The organism is Hanstruepera sp. CR43 (genome assembly GCF_055227665.1).
This window is the reverse complement of the sequence record NZ_CP200078.1, coordinates 2,785,941-2,806,800: the sequence shown is the minus strand read 5'-3', so window position 1 is coordinate 2,806,800 and position 20,860 is coordinate 2,785,941. Positions and strand designations below refer to the sequence as shown.

21 protein-coding genes and 1 pseudogene are annotated in these 20,860 nt (G+C 34.0%); 12 read left to right on the top strand and 10 right to left on the bottom strand.

Features of this window, described 5'->3' with window-relative positions:
* Positions 1-40: 40 nt before the first annotated feature.
* The 5 genes from mazG to ruvX all read right to left on the bottom strand — a co-directional run bounded on the left by mazG (position 41) and on the right by ruvX (position 2,940).
* Positions 41-820 carry a nucleoside triphosphate pyrophosphohydrolase gene (mazG, locus tag ACKXGU_RS12865; RefSeq protein ID WP_463465686.1) on the bottom strand — a complete coding sequence of 260 codons (780 nt, stop codon included), beginning with the start codon at positions 818-820 and terminating at the stop codon, positions 41-43.
* Between the two features lie 94 nt (positions 821-914).
* Entirely contained in the window at positions 915-1,334 is a 420-nt protein-coding gene (locus ACKXGU_RS12860) for a DUF5606 family protein (RefSeq protein WP_463465685.1), read from the bottom strand.
* Between the two features lie 52 nt (positions 1,335-1,386).
* Entirely contained in the window at positions 1,387-1,977 is a 591-nt protein-coding gene (gene def, locus ACKXGU_RS12855) for a peptide deformylase (protein WP_463465684.1), read from the bottom strand.
* 117 nt (positions 1,978-2,094) lie between these two features.
* Positions 2,095-2,340, bottom strand: a complete 246-nt coding sequence (locus tag ACKXGU_RS12850; protein WP_463465683.1) for a hypothetical protein — start codon at positions 2,338-2,340, stop codon at positions 2,095-2,097.
* Between the two features lie 189 nt (positions 2,341-2,529).
* Positions 2,530-2,940, bottom strand: coding sequence for a Holliday junction resolvase RuvX (ruvX, locus tag ACKXGU_RS12845; RefSeq protein WP_463465682.1), 411 nt, complete (start codon positions 2,938-2,940; stop codon positions 2,530-2,532).
* A 290-nt stretch (positions 2,941-3,230) separates the two neighbouring features.
* On the opposite strand from ruvX, the gene ACKXGU_RS12840 reads away from it, so the two are divergent.
* Positions 3,231-4,046, top strand: a complete 816-nt coding sequence (locus tag ACKXGU_RS12840; protein ID WP_463465681.1) for a 2,3,4,5-tetrahydropyridine-2,6-dicarboxylate N-succinyltransferase — start codon at positions 3,231-3,233, stop codon at positions 4,044-4,046.
* A gap of 1 nt (position 4,047) precedes the next feature.
* Here the strand turns inward: ACKXGU_RS12840 and ACKXGU_RS12835 are convergent, their stop codons facing one another.
* Positions 4,048-4,809 (bottom strand): glycosyltransferase family 2 protein, encoded by a 762-nt coding sequence (locus tag ACKXGU_RS12835; protein ID WP_463465680.1) that lies wholly within the window; start codon positions 4,807-4,809, stop codon positions 4,048-4,050.
* Between the two features lie 95 nt (positions 4,810-4,904).
* On the opposite strand from ACKXGU_RS12835, the gene ACKXGU_RS12830 reads away from it, so the two are divergent.
* Positions 4,905-5,969 (top strand): glycosyltransferase family 9 protein, encoded by a 1,065-nt coding sequence (locus ACKXGU_RS12830; protein WP_463465679.1) that lies wholly within the window; start codon positions 4,905-4,907, stop codon positions 5,967-5,969.
* Between the two features lie 9 nt (positions 5,970-5,978).
* A complete protein-coding gene (locus tag ACKXGU_RS12825) occupies positions 5,979-6,752 on the top strand; it encodes a glycosyltransferase family 2 protein (protein WP_463465678.1) in 774 nt (257 codons plus the stop codon).
* Here the strand turns inward: ACKXGU_RS12825 and ACKXGU_RS12820 are convergent.
* Positions 6,732-7,490 (bottom strand): lipopolysaccharide kinase InaA family protein, encoded by a 759-nt coding sequence (locus tag ACKXGU_RS12820; RefSeq protein ID WP_463465677.1) that lies wholly within the window; start codon positions 7,488-7,490, stop codon positions 6,732-6,734. The two genes, ACKXGU_RS12825 and ACKXGU_RS12820, sit on opposite strands and share 21 nt — an antisense overlap.
* Positions 7,491-7,499: 9 nt before the next feature.
* Positions 7,500-8,375, bottom strand: a complete 876-nt coding sequence (locus ACKXGU_RS12815; RefSeq protein ID WP_463465676.1) for a hypothetical protein — start codon at positions 8,373-8,375, stop codon at positions 7,500-7,502.
* 121 nt (positions 8,376-8,496) lie between these two features.
* On the opposite strand from ACKXGU_RS12815, the gene ACKXGU_RS12810 reads away from it, so the two are divergent.
* Entirely contained in the window at positions 8,497-9,450 is a 954-nt protein-coding gene (locus tag ACKXGU_RS12810; RefSeq protein ID WP_463465675.1) for a hypothetical protein, read from the top strand.
* A 3-nt stretch (positions 9,451-9,453) separates the two neighbouring features.
* On the opposite strand, the gene ACKXGU_RS12805 is transcribed toward ACKXGU_RS12810, so the two are convergent.
* Positions 9,454-10,671 carry a glycosyltransferase gene (locus tag ACKXGU_RS12805; protein WP_463465674.1) on the bottom strand — a complete coding sequence of 406 codons (1,218 nt, stop codon included), beginning with the start codon at positions 10,669-10,671 and terminating at the stop codon, positions 9,454-9,456.
* A 9-nt stretch (positions 10,672-10,680) separates the two neighbouring features.
* On the bottom strand, positions 10,681-11,562 hold the full coding sequence (locus tag ACKXGU_RS12800) for a polysaccharide pyruvyl transferase family protein (RefSeq protein WP_463465673.1): 882 nt from the start codon (positions 11,560-11,562) through the stop codon (positions 10,681-10,683).
* Between the two features lie 35 nt (positions 11,563-11,597).
* Between ACKXGU_RS12800 and ACKXGU_RS12795 the strand changes: the two genes are divergently transcribed.
* The 8 genes and pseudogenes from ACKXGU_RS12795 (at position 11,598) to ACKXGU_RS12760 (ending at position 20,860) form a co-directional block, all read left to right on the top strand.
* A complete protein-coding gene (locus ACKXGU_RS12795; RefSeq protein ID WP_463465672.1) occupies positions 11,598-12,170 on the top strand; it encodes an L-threonylcarbamoyladenylate synthase in 573 nt (190 codons plus the stop codon).
* Between the two features lie 51 nt (positions 12,171-12,221).
* Positions 12,222-13,640, top strand: a complete 1,419-nt coding sequence (locus ACKXGU_RS12790; protein WP_463465671.1) for a CCA tRNA nucleotidyltransferase — start codon at positions 12,222-12,224, stop codon at positions 13,638-13,640.
* Positions 13,641-14,105 (top strand): GNAT family N-acetyltransferase, encoded by a 465-nt coding sequence (locus tag ACKXGU_RS12785; RefSeq protein ID WP_463465670.1) that lies wholly within the window; start codon positions 13,641-13,643, stop codon positions 14,103-14,105.
* Positions 14,092-15,108 (top strand): COX15/CtaA family protein, encoded by a 1,017-nt coding sequence (locus ACKXGU_RS12780; RefSeq protein ID WP_463465669.1) that lies wholly within the window; start codon positions 14,092-14,094, stop codon positions 15,106-15,108. The genes ACKXGU_RS12785 and ACKXGU_RS12780 overlap by 14 nt, the downstream gene beginning before the upstream one ends.
* A 36-nt stretch (positions 15,109-15,144) precedes the next feature.
* Complete coding sequence (locus ACKXGU_RS12775) at positions 15,145-15,660, top strand: IS1096 element passenger TnpR family protein (protein WP_463465668.1); 516 nt, start codon at positions 15,145-15,147, stop codon at positions 15,658-15,660.
* 128 nt (positions 15,661-15,788) lie between these two features.
* Positions 15,789-16,686 (top strand): annotated as a pseudogene (locus ACKXGU_RS12770) (ABC transporter ATP-binding protein).
* Positions 16,687-16,705: 19 nt separating this feature from the next.
* A complete protein-coding gene (locus ACKXGU_RS12765; protein WP_463465667.1) occupies positions 16,706-17,533 on the top strand; it encodes an ABC transporter permease in 828 nt (275 codons plus the stop codon).
* Positions 17,534-17,560: 27 nt separating this feature from the next.
* Complete coding sequence (locus tag ACKXGU_RS12760; protein ID WP_463465666.1) at positions 17,561-20,860, top strand: T9SS type B sorting domain-containing protein; 3,300 nt, start codon at positions 17,561-17,563, stop codon at positions 20,858-20,860.

Below are 20,860 nucleotides of genomic sequence, written 5' to 3'. Positions count from 1 at the left end.
TTTGGATGTTTTCACTTAAAAATTATATTTTTTTAATCACCTATTTTGGTAATTGCTTGGCTTCTTCCCAAAATACGTCCATTTCCTGAAGCGTCATATCCTTTAAATTTTTGTTCAAGGCTTTAGCTTTTGATTCTAAATATTGAAAACGTTTTGAGAATTTTTTATTGGTTCGCTCCAATGCGTTCTCTGGGTTAATTTTTAAAAATCTGGCGTAATTGACCATTGAAAACATAACATCTCCAAACTCATTCTCAATAGCATTACTATCTCCAATTTTAATCTCTTCCTGCAATTCTTTTAATTCTTCCTCTACTTTTTCCCAAACTTGATTAGGCTCTTCCCAATCAAACCCTACTCCAGCTACTTTATCCTGGATTCTATTAGCCTTAACTAGTGCTGGCAAACTTTTAGGAACTCCTTCAAGCACGCTGCTCTTACCCTCTTTTAGTTTTAAATTCTCCCAGTTACGCTTAACATCTTCTTCATTCTCCACAGTAACGTCACCGTAAATATGTGGGTGTCTATTAATTAATTTATCACAAATCGTATTACAGACATCGGCTATATCAAAATCATTGGTTTCACTACCTATTTTGGAATAAAAAACGATATGCAATAATACATCGCCCAGTTCTTTTTTAATCTCATCGAGATCATTATCTAAAATAGCATCCCCAAGTTCATAAGTTTCTTCAATGGTAAGATGACGCAGGGTTTCCATAGTTTGCTTTTTATCCCATGGACATTGTTCCCGGAGTTCATCCATAATGGTCAACAATCTATCAAAAGCTTTCAATTGGTCTGCTCTGGAATTCATATTTTGAAGTTTTGTTAAAAATACAATTAATATTTTCAGTAAGGTGTATAAAAAAATCCAGTTTAAAACTGGATTTTATGAATTATAATGGGTGTTATTCTTCTTCCTCGGCTGCTACCACATCTTCATCTAAATGCAAAAGGTCGTGTTTTTGGAGCAAATTGTACCATTGAATAATTTTTTTGATGTCACTGGCATAGACTCGATCTTCATCATAATCTGGCAGAACTTCAAAGAAATATTCTTCTAATTTATCCTTGCTGTCTTTATGACTGATTGGCGTTTCCTGCCCATTTTCTTTATCTTTAATAAGTGCAAAAACCTCTCTTAACGGTTTCTCTTCAGTCAAGGTATAAATAGCAATTTCACTCAATATACTCACATTGTGATGTATCCCAACGGATACCCGTTTTTTATCAATCAATGATTCTGCTATGAAACCAGTACGTGTTTGTGCAATCATTTGGAACAAACCAGGCTTACCCGCTATTGATAAAACTTTATCTAAACTCATATTATTTTTTTAAGTGCGCAAATATCTTTTGTTTGCTATTGTAAAACAAATATTATCGTTTCTTTTTTAAGTTAGGAAAACGCATTTTGTAATCCACATTAATTTTCCCTTTCGAGATATTGGACAACTTCCCTTTGATTAACCGTTTTTTCAAACTAGATAGTTTATCGGTAAACAAAATACCTTCAATATGATCATATTCATGTTGGATGACTCGCGCTACCAATCCATCAAAGGTTTCTACATGTTTTTCAAAATTCTCATCAAAATATTCAACAGTAATGGTTGGTTTTCTAAAAACATCTTCTCTGACATCTGGAATACTCAAACAACCTTCATTAAAGGCCCATTCATCCCCAGTTTCTTCAACAATTTTAGCATTGATGAATGTTCGCTTAAAATTTTTTAAATACTCCTGTTCTTCTGTATTCAAATCAGCATCTTCAGCAAAAGCAGCTGTGTCAACCAAAAACAAGCGAATATCCAACCCTATTTGAGGCGCAGCCAAACCAACACCATACGCATGATACATGGTTTCATACATATTGTCTAAAAGCTCATGTAGTTTTGGATAATCTTTGGCTATTTCTTTTCCTTTTTTCTTTAGAACAGGATCGCCATAAGCGACTATTGGTAATACCATTATTATAACTTTCTTTTATTGGTCGCAAAAATACAATTCTTATAACTTAAATGCATAAAAAAACTCCTTTAAATAAAGGAGCTTCTTCTAATTATGGATATAAAAATTTGTTGAATATTAACAAACTATGCGTCTATCGTTTACTAAGAATAAACCTTCTTGTCCATTAAGCTTCAAGTTTATTTTAGCGTTCAAAATATCTTTCTTTTTAGCAGCCACTTTATCATCGGCCTTTTTAGAAACGTTTTCTTTAGTGATATGTTCAGTCTTTTTCTCTAAAGTAACTACTTGATAATCAGATTGGGCTTGTAGTCCTGAAAAACTTAAAGCGGCAAAAACACATATAAATAAAAATTGTTTCATTGTCTTGATCTTTGTTATTAGATACAGGACAAATATATGTTCGACAACAAGCTAAACCCCAAAAAATTTGATGAAACAAAACGAAAACTCGATGATATGATGAAACTGTGCATTTCATCGATAAACGTACTGTTTTTCGACCTTCACAGCGTGCATTTCGTCGATGGTCTAAATATTAAGACCAAAAATTCACCTGGAATTCAGATAATTTTGAAGAATTAAAGTGGCACTAATTTCATCAATGAGCGCTTTGTTTTGACGCTTCTTTTTTGATAATCCACTATCAATCATTGTTTGAAAAGCCATTTTAGATGTAAATCGCTCATCAACACGCTCAACAGGAATGTTAGGAATTGCCTTTTGGAGCTTTTCCAAAAACTTAATAATTAGTGTTTCGCTTTCAGAAGGCTGATTGTTCATCTGTTTAGGCTCTCCAACCAAAAAAAGATCAACATTTTCCTGATCAATGTAATCTTTCAAAAAACTAATAAGGTCTTTAGTCAGTACGGTTGTTAAACCCGAAGCTATTATTTGTAATTCATCGGTTATGGCAATGCCTGTTCTAACCTTACCATAATCTATTGCCAACAATCTTCCCATAGACTGCAAAATTACAACTTATAACAGTCAAAAAAAACTCCCCTGCAAAATTGCAAAGGAGTCTACATGTGATAGTCGGATATTTTTTTCATTAATTGACTTAGCCCAAATCAATGTTTTTATCCAAACTATCAACCAACCAAATCGTATGTAACTGAAATATTATCATTACCTACTATTAATATAGACACCTTAATAGCAATTAAGTCACATGTTTTTAACATCACAACTCATTAATGTCAAATAGTAGAAGTATATTTGCATTTTGATTAAAATTTCAAACTATTTCTATGAAACAACTACAGCAAATTATTGAAAAGGCTTGGGAAGACCGTTCCTTACTTACCGACAAGATAACTATCGACAGTATTAGAAATGTTATAGACTTATTGGATGCTGGTACCCTAAGAGTTGCTGAACCAACGGAATCCGGTTGGCAAGTAAACGAATGGGTAAAAAAGGCAGTTGTTTTATATTTCCCCATCCAAAAAATGGAAACATTTGAGGTTGGTATTTTTGAGTATCATGATAAAATCCCCTTAAAAACCGGTTATCAAGAAAAAGGAATACGTGTTGTACCCCACGCTGTAGCTCGTCATGGCGCTTATATCTCAAAAGGTGTCATCATGATGCCCAGCTATGTCAATATAGGTGCTTATGTTGATGAAGGCACTATGGTAGATACTTGGGCTACAGTTGGAAGTTGTGCACAAATAGGCAAAAATGTGCATTTATCAGGAGGTGTTGGCATTGGTGGTGTTTTAGAACCACTACAAGCTGCCCCAGTTATTATTGAGGATAACGCATTCATTGGCTCTAGATGTATAGTTGTTGAAGGTGTTCGCGTTGAAAAGGAAGCCGTTTTAGGCGCCAACGTTGTTTTAACAGCCTCAACTAAAATAATTGATGTTACTGGAGATGAACCAAAAGAAATGAAAGGAGTTGTTCCTGCCAGATCAGTTGTTATTCCAGGTAGCTATACCAAAACTTTTACTGCTGGTAATTACAATGTCCCTTGCGCTCTAATTATTGGCAAACGAAAAGAAAGCACCAATAAAAAGACATCACTTAATGACGCTTTACGTAAATATGATGTAGCTGTTTAATCTAGGGTTTGGATAAACGTTCTTTTCGTTGAAGCTTGAGTAATTTGGCATACTTTGTATATGAAAAAAAAGCTTGTACCATGGCCAGAGTTATTCCATCTAACCCATTAAATACACCTCTTTTAAAAAAGTAGCATCTGATAAATGCCACTGTTCCATTCAACAATGGCTTAAAACTATTTATACGCTTACCACGATCAAAGAGCTGTTGTGAATGCCATGTTGAGTATTGATTTTTTTTGGCTATGAGTTGCTCTAAAGAATCCCAACCATAATGTAGAATATGAACAGCTACCTTTTTTTCATTGGTAGTCAATATTTTTTGATGAACTGCAGCATCTGAAGGCTTGGCCGTTTTCTTATTAAAAAAACGCACCTTGCTGTCTGGATACCAACCTGAAAAATCAATCAGTTCATCACCTAGATAATTTTTAACTCGGAATGCAAACGCATCATAATTACCTTCCAGATATTTTTTTTCTTTTATGAACCTAATGGCATCTGTGTCCAGAAATTCATCAGCATCTAAATTTAGAATCCAATCATTCTGGCAATAGGGCAATCCAAAAGTTCTTTGTGGTCCATCTCCTAAAAATTCCTGTTGGATAACTTTAGCACCTTCGTTTTCGGCTATTTCAACCGTCCGGTTTTTACTAAAGGAATCAATTATTATAACCTCGTCACAAACCTCAAAAAGTGCACGAACACATTTTCCAATGTTCTTTTCTTCATTATAGGCTATGACCAGTCCGCTTATTGCCATGAATTATTCAGAATTTTTACAAAAGTAGTTAAATTATCTTCTTAACATCTTTATATTATTTTGTAGTTGTATATTTTAGCAACTAAATTCCCGAAATGAAATTTTTAGTCATTCAACAAAAACGCATAGGTGATGTTTTAACATCTACTATTATATCGAATAACATAAAAAAGGAGTATCCTAATGCTATTGTTGATTTTATGTGTTATGAAAATTGTGTTGATGTTCTAAAAAACAACCCTAACATTGACAATATTATTGTTTTAAAGGAAAAGACTCGAAAAAACTATGGCGCGTTATTTAAGTTTATTTTTAAAATTAGATCCAAACATTACCATGCCGTTATTGATGTTTACAGCAAACTGGAAACCAACTTAATAACCCTGTTTTCTGGGGCCAAGAACAAAATTTCATATAAAAAAGGGTATTCAAGAATTTTCTACAATTATAATATTGAACGATTAAACAATGGAACAAATTCCAAAATAGGGTTGGCAATTATAAACCGAATTAAACTGTTATCTCCACTAATCGACAAAGAAATAACAGATTACAAGCCAAAAATTTTCCTAACCAATAATGAAGTTCTTGAGGCAAAAAATTTATTGGGTAAATTTCCATTAAAACCCAATAATCCTACGTTTATGATTGGTGTTTTGGGAAGTGAGTGGTATAAAACCTACCCACTTGAAAAAATGGCTGAACTATTGGATTACACTGTTCAGCAAACGCAAGCCAATTTACTTTTCAACTATATCCCCAAACAAACCGAAGAAGCCAAAAAGCTTTACGATTTATGTAAACCCGAAACACAATCACATATTTATTATGATTTATATGCCAAAAGTTTGCGATCATTTTTGGGGTTACTTTCACAATGTCAGGCACTCATTGGTAATGAAGGCGGGGCTGTAAATATGGCAAAGGCTCTAAACGTCCCAACTTTCTCCCTTTTTTCTCCTAGTGTTGATAAGGAAACATGGCAAATTTTTGAGGATGATAGAAATGTCTCCATTCATTTGAAAGATCTCAAGCCCGAAATTTACCAACAGTACGATGAGCAATACATTAAAGAACACACCTTTAAATATTTTGAAGAATATCCTATAGACGGTATTAAAGAAAAATTGTATACTTTTTTTAAAACTATTACTACTTAATAATTGGCGATGTCTAAATTAACAGCATTAGTTATCACATATAATGAATGCATTCATATTGATGATTTGATCAATAACATTGATTTTGCGGATGAGATTGTTTTTGTAGATAGTTTTAGTAACGATGGTACATTTGAAAAACTTCAGAGTCATCACAACGTAAGGACTTACCAACGTCAATTCAAAAATTTTCCGGATCAAAAAAACTTCGCCCTCCAAAAGGCTTCTCACGATTGGGTACTTTTTATTGACGCAGATGAACGAATTCCACCGAGATTAAATCAGGAAATACTGGACGTTTTAAAAAAACCTTCCGAAGACCTATCGGCTTACTACTGTAAATTTCAGTATTTTTTTGGGAAGAAACCTATAAAATTTAGCGGATTTCAAACAGCTAAATCCTTTAGACTTTTCAAAACTTCCAAATGTCGTTATGACGATTCCAGGCCTGTGCATGAGCGCTTAATAGTTGATGGAAATACCGCAACATTACAACATAAAATTCTGCATTATAGTTTCAGGGATTATGATCATTACAAAAGTAAGATGGCTCAATATGCTACCTTAAAAGCCAAGGAGCTTCATAAAAAAGGCGAAACAGTTTCCTTTTTCAAATCAAAAGTCAAACCATTATATCGGTTTTTTAATCATTATATCATGAGACTAGGAATTCTTGATGGTAAAATTGGCTATGACATTTCCAAACTTAATGCCTTCGAAGTAAGCCATAGGTATAAGGAGTTACAGAGATTAAACAGCCTGTCAGCTACGCCAGAAAAGTAGTCTGTTTTTCCAACGCTTTTTTCGATAGTATTTCTCTTGAAAGTCGTTTGTGTATTGCCACATTAAATCAAACACTTTCTCATAGGGTTGATTCATACATTTGGCATACTCATCACTCATTACTTCCACCATTTGCTTATGAGTGGTTAAACGTGCAAAGTTTTTGATGCGTTCATTAAGGTTTAGGTGCTTGAATTCCATTCTATTTAAATCAACTAAAAAGAAATCAAATCCATCATCTTTGATTCTAATCAAGGTATTACCTGGTGAATGGTCCAAAAACAAAACATGGTTTTCATGCAATGTAAACGTGAATCGCGTAAATGCCCGTAAAATAGCTTCGTAATCTGGAATGTTGAAATCAAAAGTCAAATCTCTATACGTATACTCGCAATTCAATTGCTCACTCATGTAATAGCTCTTTTTAAACAACAAAGGTGTTTTTGATTCAAAGTATGCAATGGGTTGCGGTGTACCTATACCCAATTCCTGTAATCTATTAGCATACTCAAAGGAGCGTTGAGCTTTGCTTTTTCTAAAAAACCTATACACAACTTGATTAATTGCATTGGGTATTTTGAAGGATTTAACATTTACTATAATTCCTTCAAAATCAAATAGTTTTAGCGAATTCCGTTCCTGATTTCCAAAATTTTGTCCTGAAATATCAAATTCATTAATGATTTTCAAGAGTGCTGACTCCTTGTCCTGAAACTGTTTGTTAATTTTCCAATTCATAGCAACGGATTACTTTTTAAAAAAGTAATTAATATACTGACCTAAATTCTTCTTTAAAATGTAACTGCTCGATTTGTAAAGTTCTTCTTCTTTTTGCTCTTTAAAATTCTCAAAGAGTTCCTGAAAATCATTCCCTTCAATATAGTCTAGATGTTTCCACTTCATAGGTTCTATATAATAAAACCCTTCAAAGTCTTGGTAATTATCCTTATTAACGCTATCCCATTTTTTCATGAAACCCTCAAAATCGACATCAACATTATGTCCCCAGTTCTCCAGTTTCGTAACCAATTCTTCACGATCACGAGATAAGCATTCGTGTAAAATTAATGCATTGACATAGTGAACACGGCCTGTTGTTTTTCTGCCATCCACATAATCTGGAAAATTGGTTGCAACCACTGTTTTGGTTGTATTTGTGATATACAAATAGCCGCTATCCAGTTTTTTGTAAAGTGTTACATGAAATGGTTTTATTTGGATCTTATGCTTTTCTGGATTATCAAGATAATGATTCTTACTCCTTAAAAAACGAACAAATTTTTCAAAATTTATAAAATACTCATCAGCATCCAATTGAATGATCCAGTTTCCTTCTCCCATTTGCCCTGCCAACATTTTACGTTCGCGAACTTCGCAAGCCATGGTTCTTAATTCGGGCACAAAGAAATCATCTTCGTAGATTTTAATCTTATGGTCAACATCATAGGTTTTTATCCATTCAAAAAAAGAGTCGTCAATCGTAATATCGGCACCGTTCCAAGTTTTTCTATTAATATCGATTGCCAAAAAAACCGTATCAGCTTCAGAATATATTAAAGGAATTGCATTTTTTAGCAGTTCATAGTCGTAGGAAACTAAAAAACCAACCTGTATTTTTTTCAAGGTAATTAGGATTTTGCGTTAAATAACCGAGTTCAAATATACGACATCTTTAATAAGAAAGGTTTAGATATAAAATTACTACTTTTGACACGCATTATTTATTATTTACTATCCACTTTGTATGAAAATTTGCTTAATAAGTTTTGATTATTGGGATTATGACAAACACATTGTTGAAGCATTAAAACAAAAAGGAATTGATGCTAGCCATATCGACATTAGCAACTTCAGGTATGAATACAAAGGTATAATTGATCGGGTTTCAAATTTTTTTAGAAAAACATTTACCAAATCAAATATCAAGCGTATTAAATCACAGGAATATGTAATGAAACATCTTAAAAAATTAGGGAAGCAAGATCATATATTATGCATCAGACCAGATTCTTTAGATTTGAGTACCCACCAGTTTGTAAACGAGCAGACTGACCATTACATTGCCTACATTTACGATAGCTGTAAACGATTTCCCATTGACCATTTACTCAACGGTATTTTTGACGACATCTACTCTTTTGATTTAGATGATGTTGAACAATTTCATTTTAAACATCTTTCAAACTACATTTATCAAGAAAAACAAGACTTAAAAAAGTCTTTCAAACAAGATGTTTTTATAGTCATGACTGCTGATGACAGGTCGCCTGTTTTAAATAATATTGCCTCAAAGCTTGAGGCTCTAAATATCTCGTTCAACTTTATTTTGGTCGGTAAACATGAACCAAAAAATCTGCATTCAGGAATCACATATCAACGAGAAGAAATTAGACCAGACACCTTAAAAGCTTATTTAGATGACTCTAGGATATTCTTGGATTTAATAAGACCTGGTCACAATGGATTGAGTTTTAGAGTTTTTGAGTCATTGGCTTATCAAAGAAAGCTAATTACAACCAACAAAACTGTGGCGCAATATGACTTTTATAATCCAAATAATATTCTAGTAATAGATGAAAATAATATAAACTTGGATTCAGATTTTTTTAATACACCTTATGCTCCTTTACCTGAAAACATCTACTACAAATACACGATAGATAATTGGGTAAATACGGTTTTCGAATTAAAAAACTAAACCTTATTTAGATAATATTTTAAGTAAATTCTCTTCAGTTTTTTGCAAAGAAAAAGGTTCCAAAATAGTTTTGGAATGATTACTTAAATCGTAAAACAACGTTTCATTGGATACAATTTGAAGAACATTGTTTGCAAAATTTTCAGCGTTGTCTGCAATCATAATGTCTTGAAAAGGCGAAAAATTAAAACCTTCTGCTCCAACATCTGTTGTAACAACAGGCAGACTATACTCTAAACTTTGACCTATCTTCCCCTTGATTCCAGCACCATAACGAAGTGGCGCTACAAAAACCTTGGCTGTTTTAAAAAATGGTGCTACATCATCAACAAAACCATGAATTTTAAACAATGGTGAATCTAGTTTTAAAACGGGTTCTGTTGGATAACTACCGATAATGTTAACTACCAAGTCTGGATGAACTTTCCAAATTTTGGGCATGATTTCCTGATGTAGAAATAAAACAGCATCTTCGTTGGGTGTATGCTTAAATCCACCAATAAATAAAAGTTCATGTCGTTTTTCAAAGGGCACAAAATTTTCTTGATCTATATACTGGTGTACATTGCTTAAAATTTCAGCTATAGATAAATCGACATCATATTGCTTTAAAGCGGTTTTATCTCCCGTTGAAATGAGTACAATTTTATCGGCTTTTTGGCAATTGTCCAACTCCATCCTTAAGTACTCATTCGCAAGATTTAAAGTTTCCTTTTTAGGTTCCAACTCATATTCCCGTTTTAAACGCAAATAATGAAAATCAACCATGTCAAAAATTACCGTAGCATCTGGAAGAGCAGATTTTATATAGCGATAATAACCTTTAAAGATATCCGGTCGATGTAACCATACAAAATCTATCTTATGAGCTAATCTTTTGATAAAACCAGCCTTTGAAACAAACTTACCTTTTTCATCAAGATAAGGTTCATAGACAAATACACCCTTTTCACGAAATTTATCAATATAATCACTGTGATATTTGTATTCTTTTAAATCTGCAACCAACACCACCGAATAATTGTTCTTCAGCATCAACTGAATAAGTTTAAAAAGGCGTCTGGAACCAGAATCCTTATCAAATTCAGGAATTAAATTATCTACGATTAGAACAACCGGTCTTTGAGTATCTATAGAATTTACATCCAAATACTTCTTTTTCTTTTTAAGCTTATTGGCAAAAAAAATATTCTTGATTTGTATTTTTAAATTGGTTTTCATTCGGGAAAATTAAGAATTCAAATAGGCAACCAATTTCGATTTGGCTTTTTCCATTTCTGAAATCATTCTGGATACCACCAGTTTCGAAGACAAGCTAAAATCTACATTTTCATGATTTATAAATGCTTCCAAAATATGCTTTTCATTTTTTAAACGACTTCTGCGTTTATAAAATTTATAAAGCCCTTTGTCTTTTTTAAGTCTAGCCTCAATAAATTCATTTTTAAAATGTTCTATAGAAAACAACCAATCGTTCCATTTAAATTCAGATACCTGTTCTCCTTCGTAGTGATGTGCATAAAAGCGAAAACGTTTCCATGGCACTCGCAATATATCAGCAAAAATAGCTCCATGCATGGCTTCTGAAACAACCTGTTCGCTTGCTGCTATCTCCTTGATAAACGTATCAACATCCAGCGTTGGCAATATTAAATGCCAACCCATTTTATCACATATTTTTTTCCAATCTATTTTTTCTATGGATTGAAAATAAGGCACAAAGCTAATGGGGTATTTTTTTGGCTCTTTCAAATAACTTTGATATTCCGGCAACAACATTATAAAGTAAGCCCCATCAGAAATAAAATGTGATGGATCATTTGTTAATTTTAAAGAACCGAATGGCCCTCGTAAAAAATAAAGCTCCCAAGATTCATCCAATTCGATATATTCATTGATGGATCTCAAACCCGTACCAAAAATAATTTTTTTAGGAAATTGATGAGCTCTTTCAATAAAATGAGAGTCCTTTATCAAAATGGAACCTATTCCAAAAAAAGCCGTGTCCTGACGAGCCATTAGAAACTTTTCTCCAAAAACTTTAGGCCAAAGCCAATCGTTTAAATCATCACCAACGTTACCGCTTTTTGAAATGTAGGATATTAATTGCATTTATAGTTATCTTGCGCCCAAATATATTAAATTAAGTGGACAGTTCGATTACCCAAGAAATCATTAATGCGCTAAAGGTTTTAAATTCCAATGACACCTTACTCTACCCTAGTGATACTATTTGGGGCATTGGATGTGATGCCACAAATCCGAAAGCTGTCTCCAAAATCTATACTTTAAAAAAACGCATTGAAAGTAAAGCGCTCATTTGTTTGGTAAGTGATTTCAAAATGCTTGAAAACTATGTTGAATACATTTCTGAAGAGGTTGTAGAAATTATTCGAGAAGCAAAAAAACCTACAACTATTATCTATAACAAACCTCGTAACTTTGCTCAAAATTTATTAGCTGAAGATGGCTCAATAGCTATCAGAATAGCTCATTCTGGGTTTGCTCATGATTTGATTAGTAAATTCAACAAACCTTTGGTATCTACTTCGGCCAATATCAGTGGTGAACCATCTCCAAAAAGCTTCAAAGAAATATCTGAAGGAATTTTAAAAGGTGTAGACTATATCGTAAATTTGCCCGATATAAAAACAGACACACGACCATCTTCCATTATTAAGTTGAATGGAGATGGTACTGTTCAAGTCATTAGAGAATAATTTAGAAATTTCAAGCATCGAAATCCATATATAGCTGGATTTTTGTTTCAAATGAATTACAAAGAAGCTTTACAACATCCCATATTTCAAATCGTATCGCAATCTGCTAAAGAATTACAAGTTGAAAGCTACGCTATAGGCGGATTTGTAAGAGATTATATATTAAACAGAGGCACTGCAAAAGATATAGATATTGTAGCCATTGGCAGTGGTATCGCATTGGCAAAACAAGTAGCTAAAAATCTTCCGACAAATCCCAAAGTACAGGTGTTTAAAACATACGGAACAGCCATGTTGCGATTTGATGATATCGAGATTGAATTTGTGGGTGCCAGAAAAGAAAGTTATCACGAACATAGTCGCAATCCAATTGTTGAGGATGGCTCTTTACATGATGACCAAAATAGACGGGATTTCACGATTAATGCTATGGCTTTAAATCTGGCAGAATCAAAATTTGGTGATTTATTGGATCCTTTCAATGGCATGAAGGACCTAGAAAATAAGATTATCCGAACACCTCTAAACCCGGACATCACTTATAGCGATGATCCATTAAGAATGATGCGAGCCATTCGTTTTGCAACCCAGTTAGGGTTTCTAATTGAAGACGAATCGCTTAAAGCGATTACCAGAAATTGTGAGCGCATAAAAATCATCAGCAATGAGCGTATTGTCGTAGAACTTAACAAAATTCTTGAAAGCGAGAAACCTTCTATTGGCTTTATCCTATTGGAAAAGACGGGTTTATTACAAATAATAATGCCTGAATTAACAGCATTAAAGGGCATTGACGAAATTGAAGGGCAACGTCATAAGGACAATTTTTATCATACACTGGAAGTGGTGGATAACATATGTGAAAATACTGACAATCTATGGCTTCGTTGGGCAGCACTTTTGCATGATATTGGCAAGGCACCAACGAAACGGTTTCATAAAAAAATTGGCTGGACCTTTCATGCACATGAGTTTGAAGGCTCAAAAATGGTTTACCGTTTATTCAAACGTTTAAAAATGCCACTAAACGACAAGATGAAGTTTGTTCAGAAGATGGTACTTATGAGCTCGCGCCCCATAGCTTTGGTTAATGACGAGGTAACAGATTCTGCTGTACGTCGCTTGGTCTTCGACGCTGGTGACTACGTTGATGATTTAATGACTCTTTGTGAAGCCGATATCACAACTAAAAACCCTAAAAAATTCAAAAAATATCACAATAATTTTCAGATTGTTCGTCAGAAAATTGTTGAAGTCGAAGAACGGGACCATGTCCGCAATTTTCAGCCACCTATTACGGGTGAAGAAATTATGAAGACCTTTAACTTAAACCCATCACGGGAAATTGGTATTATAAAAGAAGCTATAAAAGAAGCTATTTTAGAAGGTGATATTCCCAATGATTATGATGCCGCTTATGACCTCATGATTGCTGAAGGCGAAAAATTAGGTTTAAAAAAAGTTGGTTAGATGGTAAATGTTGTTCGAACAAATTCGGAAAATCAAGACTTCAAACAATTGGTTAAAGAGTTGGATGCCTATTTAAAAGTAACTGACGGTGATGAGCATGACTTTTACAATCAATTCAATAATATTGATGTGTTGAAACATACTATTGTTGCGTATAAAAACAATATTCCTGTCGGATGTGGTGCTTTCAAAAAGTATGATGACTCAACAGTCGAAGTTAAACGTATGTACACCAATCCTGATTACAGGAATTTGGGTATTGCTGCTCAAATTCTATCAGAATTGGAAAACTGGGCGAAAGAATTAAACTTCAACGCAACAATTCTGGAAACAGGCAAACGCCAAATTGAAGCGGTTCAATTTTACAAAAAGAATAATTATCAGGTCATTCCTAATTTTGGTCAATATGCCAATATGGATAATAGTATGTGTTTTAAAAAGACATTAAGTAATGAAAAAAGATAACAAACATGTAATATACTGGTTGCTAACTGGTTGTGCACTCATCTTTATAATGGTGGTAGTTGGTGGCATTACGCGTTTAACACATTCAGGCCTATCCATTTCCAATTACAAACTTATTTCCGGCACTATTCCACCAATGAATGAGGTTGAATGGCAAGAAGCATTTGATTTATATAAACAATATCCAGAATATCAAAAACTAAATAATCATTTTGATTTAGAAGACTTTAAGGATATCTATTTTTGGGAATGGCTACACCGTGTGATTGGTAGATTTATTGGATTGGTATTCTTCATTCCGTTCATGTATTTCCTCATTAAAAAGCAATTGACCAAACCGACCATAAAAAAGTCCTTGATTTTAATGGTTCTGGGCAGCTTTCAAGGGTTTTTAGGGTGGTATATGGTAAAAAGTGGTCTGGTTGACAGGCCTGACGTAAGCCACTTTAGACTTGCGGCACATTTAACTACTGCTTTTATCACTTTTGCATATACCTTTTGGGTAGCACTGGACCTGATGTTTCCATCAAAAAAAGAGGTTAATATTAAATTGCGAAATCTCATACGAATAGGAATGGTAGTCCTATTGATTCAAATTATTTACGGTGCTTTTGTCGCAGGGCTTGATGCTGGATTTATTCATAATTTTTGGCCATTTATGAGTGAAGGCAAACTCATACATGAAACAGTTTACATTGAACAATCACCCGTAATTAAAAACTTTTTTGAAGGTAAAAGTGGTGTGCAATTTGTACACAGAACCCTGGCTTATGTCGTCGTTATTTTTATTCTTGTTATTTGGTTTAAGGCAAAAAAAACAACCCTTACAGCTTATCAATTAAAAGGCATCAATGCCTTATTTCTTTTAGTGGGACTTCAATTTCTATTGGGTGTATTGACATTAATTTATGCCGTGCCAGTTTGGTTAGGAATAGCGCATCAGGTAGGTGCATTTTTTCTGTTAAGTGCCATGACATTTACCTTGCACCGATTCAGTAAATAACTTAAATTTAGTTACATTTGCAACATAATTTAGCATATGATTTACCGCTTTAGAATTATACTTGACAATGACACTGAAGATGACGTTTTCAGGGATCTAGAAATCCGTGAAACAGACACTTTGGAAGATCTACATAATGCCATTACACAATCGTTTGGTTTTGATGGCAATGAAATGGCTTCATTTTATGTTTCTGATGATGAATGGAATCAAGGTGAAGAAATTTCCTTGTTTGATATGAGCGATGGACTGAATCCTGTAAAACTCATGAGTAAAACCATTTTGAGTGATACGGTGCATGAAGCTCAAACCAAATTAATCTATGTCTATGATTTTTTGAGTATGTGGACATTCTATGTGGAGTTGGCTGAAATTGTTGAAGAAGCAGAGGGAACCGACTACCCAAACCTGATGTTTGTACATGGCCAAATACCTGACCAAGCGCCAGAAAAATCCTTTGAGGCAGACGATTTTGATGATTATAATGAATTTGAAGATGACCTCGACATTGACGATTATGATAGTTTGGATTTTGATGAAAATTGGAATTAGATAAACAAACAAAAAAGCATTCAAATTGAATGCTTTTTTTATTTATTCATGTAACAATTTCTGCAATAACTCGTCATACTTACAATACCAACCCATACTGATCGTTTCAGTATACAAACATATATATATTGGATACTATTCTAACCATTAATAATCTGACTAAAAAATTTGGCTATTTAACGGCTGTCAAAGATTTATCGTTTACTATCAATAAAGGCAATGTCTATGGTATTTTAGGCCCTAATGGCAGTGGAAAGTCTACAACATTAGGCATAGTCCTCAATGTAGTCAATAAGACCAGTGGCGACTTTCATTGGTTTGATGGGAACACAACCACACACGATGCGCTTAAGAAAGTTGGTGCAATCATAGAGCGGCCTAATTTCTATCCCTATATGTCTGCCTACCAAAATTTAAAATTGGTTTGTAAAATCAAAGGTGTTGATTATTCAAAAATTGATGAGAAATTAGAGATTGTTGGATTGCTGGAACGTAAAGATAGTAAGTTTCAAACATTCTCGCTGGGGATGAAACAACGATTAGCCATAGCATCTGCCCTATTGAATGATCCAGAAATATTAATTTTAGATGAACCAACAAATGGATTAGACCCGCAAGGTATTCACCAAATTAGATCTCTAATCAAAGAGATTGCTAGTAAAGGCACTACGATTTTATTGGCTTCCCACTTATTAGATGAAGTAGAGAAAGTATGTACACACGTTGTTGTTTTGCGCAAGGGCGAAAAATTATATTCTGGTCGAGTTGACGAAATGATTTCAAGTCATGGTTATTTAGAATTGAAGGCAGAAAATACAGATGGTTTAGTTCAATTTTTGGAAGCCAAAAAGATGTTCGGGAAGATTAAAATTGAGGACGAACTCATTACGGCTTTTTTAGAACGAGCCTATGGATGCCAAGGACGTCAACAAGCTGATGTTTGAAAATGGCATTGTATTGACACACCTCGTCAAACGCAAAGAAAGTTTGGAAGAACAGTTCTTACAACTTACCGACAACAACTAATCAATCAAAAAACTCATTTATGTTACGACTTCTAAACCTAGAGTTACAAAAGTTATTATTAAACCGAACCAGTAAAATACTCATTTTTGTATCGTTTATTTTACCATTTACAGTATTGGTTTTATCGTCTATAAAAATCAATTTCTTTGGTTTTTTCACGTTGGAATTGGGCGAACTTGGTATTTTCAATTTTCCGATTATTTGGCATATTACGACATTCTTTGCCTCCTATTTTAAATTTTTCTTCGCCATAGTTGTTGTGAGTATGATTGGCAATGAATACAGCAATAAAACCATAAAACAAAATCTCATTGATGGTTTGAGCAAAAAGGAATTCATTTTATCAAAATTCTATACCATAGTCTTTTTCTCTCTTTTAGCGACGATTTTAATTGCCGTAGCATCATTCTTTATTGGTCTTTACTACTCCAGTTACACTGAAGTAAATATTATTTTTAGAGAAACCAGTTTTTTATTAGCTTATTTTGTCAAATTAGTTGGGTTCTTTAGTTTGTGTTTATTCTTTGGCATGCTATTAAGACGATCAGCATTTGCACTGGCATTTTTATTTGTACTTTACATAGTTGAATGGTTAATATTCTGGGGAGCCTATGAGACCTTTGGCGATACCGAAACGGCCTTTAAAATCAAGAATTATTTACCGCTTGAATCCATGTATAAACTTATTGATCAGCCCTTTCAAAGAATCATGATCACCAAGTTCCCTGAAAAAACAGACTTAATTTATGATTATGCGGTTCATTGGTATGAAATTGTTATCGTTTTAGGTTGGACAGCTTTATTCATCTTTTTATCGTATAGATTATTAAAAAAGCGAGATTTGTAATATATTTGGTAGCTATTGCTATCAGGAATGAAAAGACTACTTTTTTATACGTTTTTCTTATGCTTTTTCACCACTTTTGGACAGAGACAAGCTGCCAATTGGTACTTTGGTGAAAATGCAGGCATTCAATTTGACAATAATAACAATATTACGGCATTAGATGATGGCAGATTAAATACCAAAGAAGGCTGTTCCTCGATTTCTGATAATGATGGAAATTTATTGTTTTATACGGATGGCACAACCGTTTATAATAAAGAGCATAATATCATGCTCAATGGAAATGGGCTATTGGGTCATGATTCTAGTACGCAATCGGCCATTGTTATTCCAAAGCCTCAAGACCCTGATATTTATTACATTTTTACAGTAGGTTCTAACCAACTTTCCAATGGATTAAAGTATTCGGTGGTAGACATGACTCGCGATAATGGACGCGGCGAAGTTATTTTAAAAAACATCAATCTTTTGAACCAATGTGCCGAAAAAATTGCAGCTGTTCTTAAAGATTGTGATACCGGTTCTATTTGGGTAGTAGCACTATCTGATCTTAATGGAGTTTCAACTTCAGGTATGAACACCTTTCATGCTTTCGAGGTAACTGACCAAGGCGTTAATACTACTGCCGTAATTTCCAATTTTATCAGCTTAAGCTTTTTTGACATGCGAGGCTATTTAAAATTGTCTCCCGATGGAACAAAATTAGCCTGTGCCGTGGTTGACCGAGGATTGTATTTGTTTGATTTTGATACACAAACTGGAGGCGTAAGCAATGCGCGTCAATTAACAATACCCAGTAGCAATAATCAACCATATGGTGTTGAATTTTCACCAAATAGTCAAGTTCTGTATGCTACTGCTTCCAATGATTTATTTGGTGCTGGAGATGATATTCCAAGCAATCATCATTCAGTATTGGTACAGTATGACCTGACAGCTGCGAATGTTAGTGGTACAGGTCAAATTATTGATAACAGAGACCTTTACAGAAGCGCTCTCCAGCTTGGCCCTGATGGCAAGATTTATAGATCAATGGCTCAAACTTATGACATTGGCTTGCCTCTTTTAAGTGTTATAGACAACCCAAATGAATTGGGGTTAAATTGTGATTATTTAGACAGTAGTGTTTCTTTAGGACCCAATAACTCGACACAAGGCCTTCCTCCATTTATAGCATCCTTTTTTACTGAAAAAATAGATATTATCAGAAACGGACAAGAATCTACTTATCTTCCGCTTTGCACAGGTGATGAATACACACTAATAGCTGACGATATTCCTGGAGCGACTTATACCTGGTCTTTGAATGGGCGTATCTTAACTGAAACAGATTTTGATCTCATAATAAATGTACCGGGAACCTACGAGCTTGTTATTGACTTAAACACAACAGATTGTGAACGTTTGGAAGGCGAAGCAATCGTTGAATATTTTGAAATACCTATGGCTAATCAAGTAGACGGTTTCTTTGTTTGTGATGACAATAATGATGGGTCATGGGAATTTGATTTAACTAGTAAAACTAATGAAATTATAAACTTACAGGATCCTACGGTTTACAGTGTGCATTATTATGAATCATTATTAGATGCCGAGAACAACGAGAATGAAATTTTGGGTTTATACTCGAATACCAATAACCCATCGACTATTTTTGCACGAATTCATAATGATGGTAATATTAATTGCTATGATATCATAAGCTTTGATATTGAGGTTTTTAATACACCTACAGCTAATACAGTACCAATACAGGAAGTTTGTGATAACACTAATGACGGTGATAATACGAACGGTCAAGTTTTCACCAACTTACAAGATTTCGATAATTTAGTCCTTGACGGGCAAAATCCAGCAGAATTTAATATTACCTATCACAGTTCTCAAATTGATGCCGAAAATGGTGATAATGCATTACCTTTCATGTACTATAATCAAACACCGTTTCAGGAAGAAGTTTTTATAAGGATAGAAAACAATGACATGGAGGACTGTTTTGACACAACATCTTTTACCATCGTTGTTAACCCCATACCACCTTCCTTTGATTCAGAATTGATTCAATGTGACGTGGATGGTACTATTGATGGATTTACATCATTCAACCTCAATGAAGCTTTTGGTGATATCACAGGAAATTCCAGCTCCGTATTTATTGAGTTTTATTCTTCGGTATCGGACGCTGAAGGTGGATCTGGTATGTTGACCGCCTTGGGCTATAATAATATTGCTAATCCAGAAACAGTTTATGCTAAAGTTATTGATAATAATACAAACTGCTATAGCATTTCGGAATTAACTCTGGAAGTCAGTACTACACAAATTGATGATTATACAGTGCCTTCAGTTTGCGACGAATTGGATTCTGAAGACGGCATTAATACATTTGACTTAGATGCGATTACTTTAGACATTCAAGCCGCAAGTAGCCTTACATTCCCTATCTCTTATTATGCATCCTATAATGATGCACTATTGGAACAAAATGAATTGGTTTCTCCATTTACCAATACAGTAGCCTACAGTCAAACTATCTTTTCAAGAGTTGAAAATGACAATGCTTGCTATGGTATTGGAGAGGTTCTATTAACAATTAATCCACTACCAGAATTGGAAGAAGATGACTCTTTATTGTATTGTTTAAATGAATTTCCAATTACAACACAAATTAATGCCGGTGTGTTAAATGATAACCCAAACAACTATACATACAATTGGTCTTCTGGTCAGAACACTTATGAAATTGGAATTAATCAAACAGGAGTTTATACAGTAACCGTTACAAATAGTTTTGGTTGTTCAAAAACCAGAAATATTACTGTTGAACCTTCAAATGTGGCTACTTTTGAATCGTTTGATATCGTCGATGCTTCCCCCAATAACTCCATAACTGTTTTTGTTTCTGGAGAGGGTGAATATGATTATGCCCTTTATGATGAAAATGGGTTATTTGTTTACTGGCAAACCGACAATGTTTTTACGAACATTCCTCCAGGTATTTACACCGTTCATGTCAGAGATTTAAAAAATGATTGTGGCATTGTTCAGGAATTAGTTTCAGTAATTGGTTTTCCTAAATTCTTTACACCCAATGGTGATGGAAATAATGACAGATGGAATGTCAAAGGTGTTTCAAGTATGTTTCAACCAAATTCCAAAATATTGATTTTTGACCGTTACGGTAAATTACTGAAAGAATTAAGCCCAACTGGCGAAGGTTGGGATGGTACATTTAACGGTCAACAACTACCTGTTAGTGATTACTGGTTTACAGTTCAATTGCAAGATGGCCGCCTGTTTAAAAGTCATTTTACTCTAAAGCGCTAA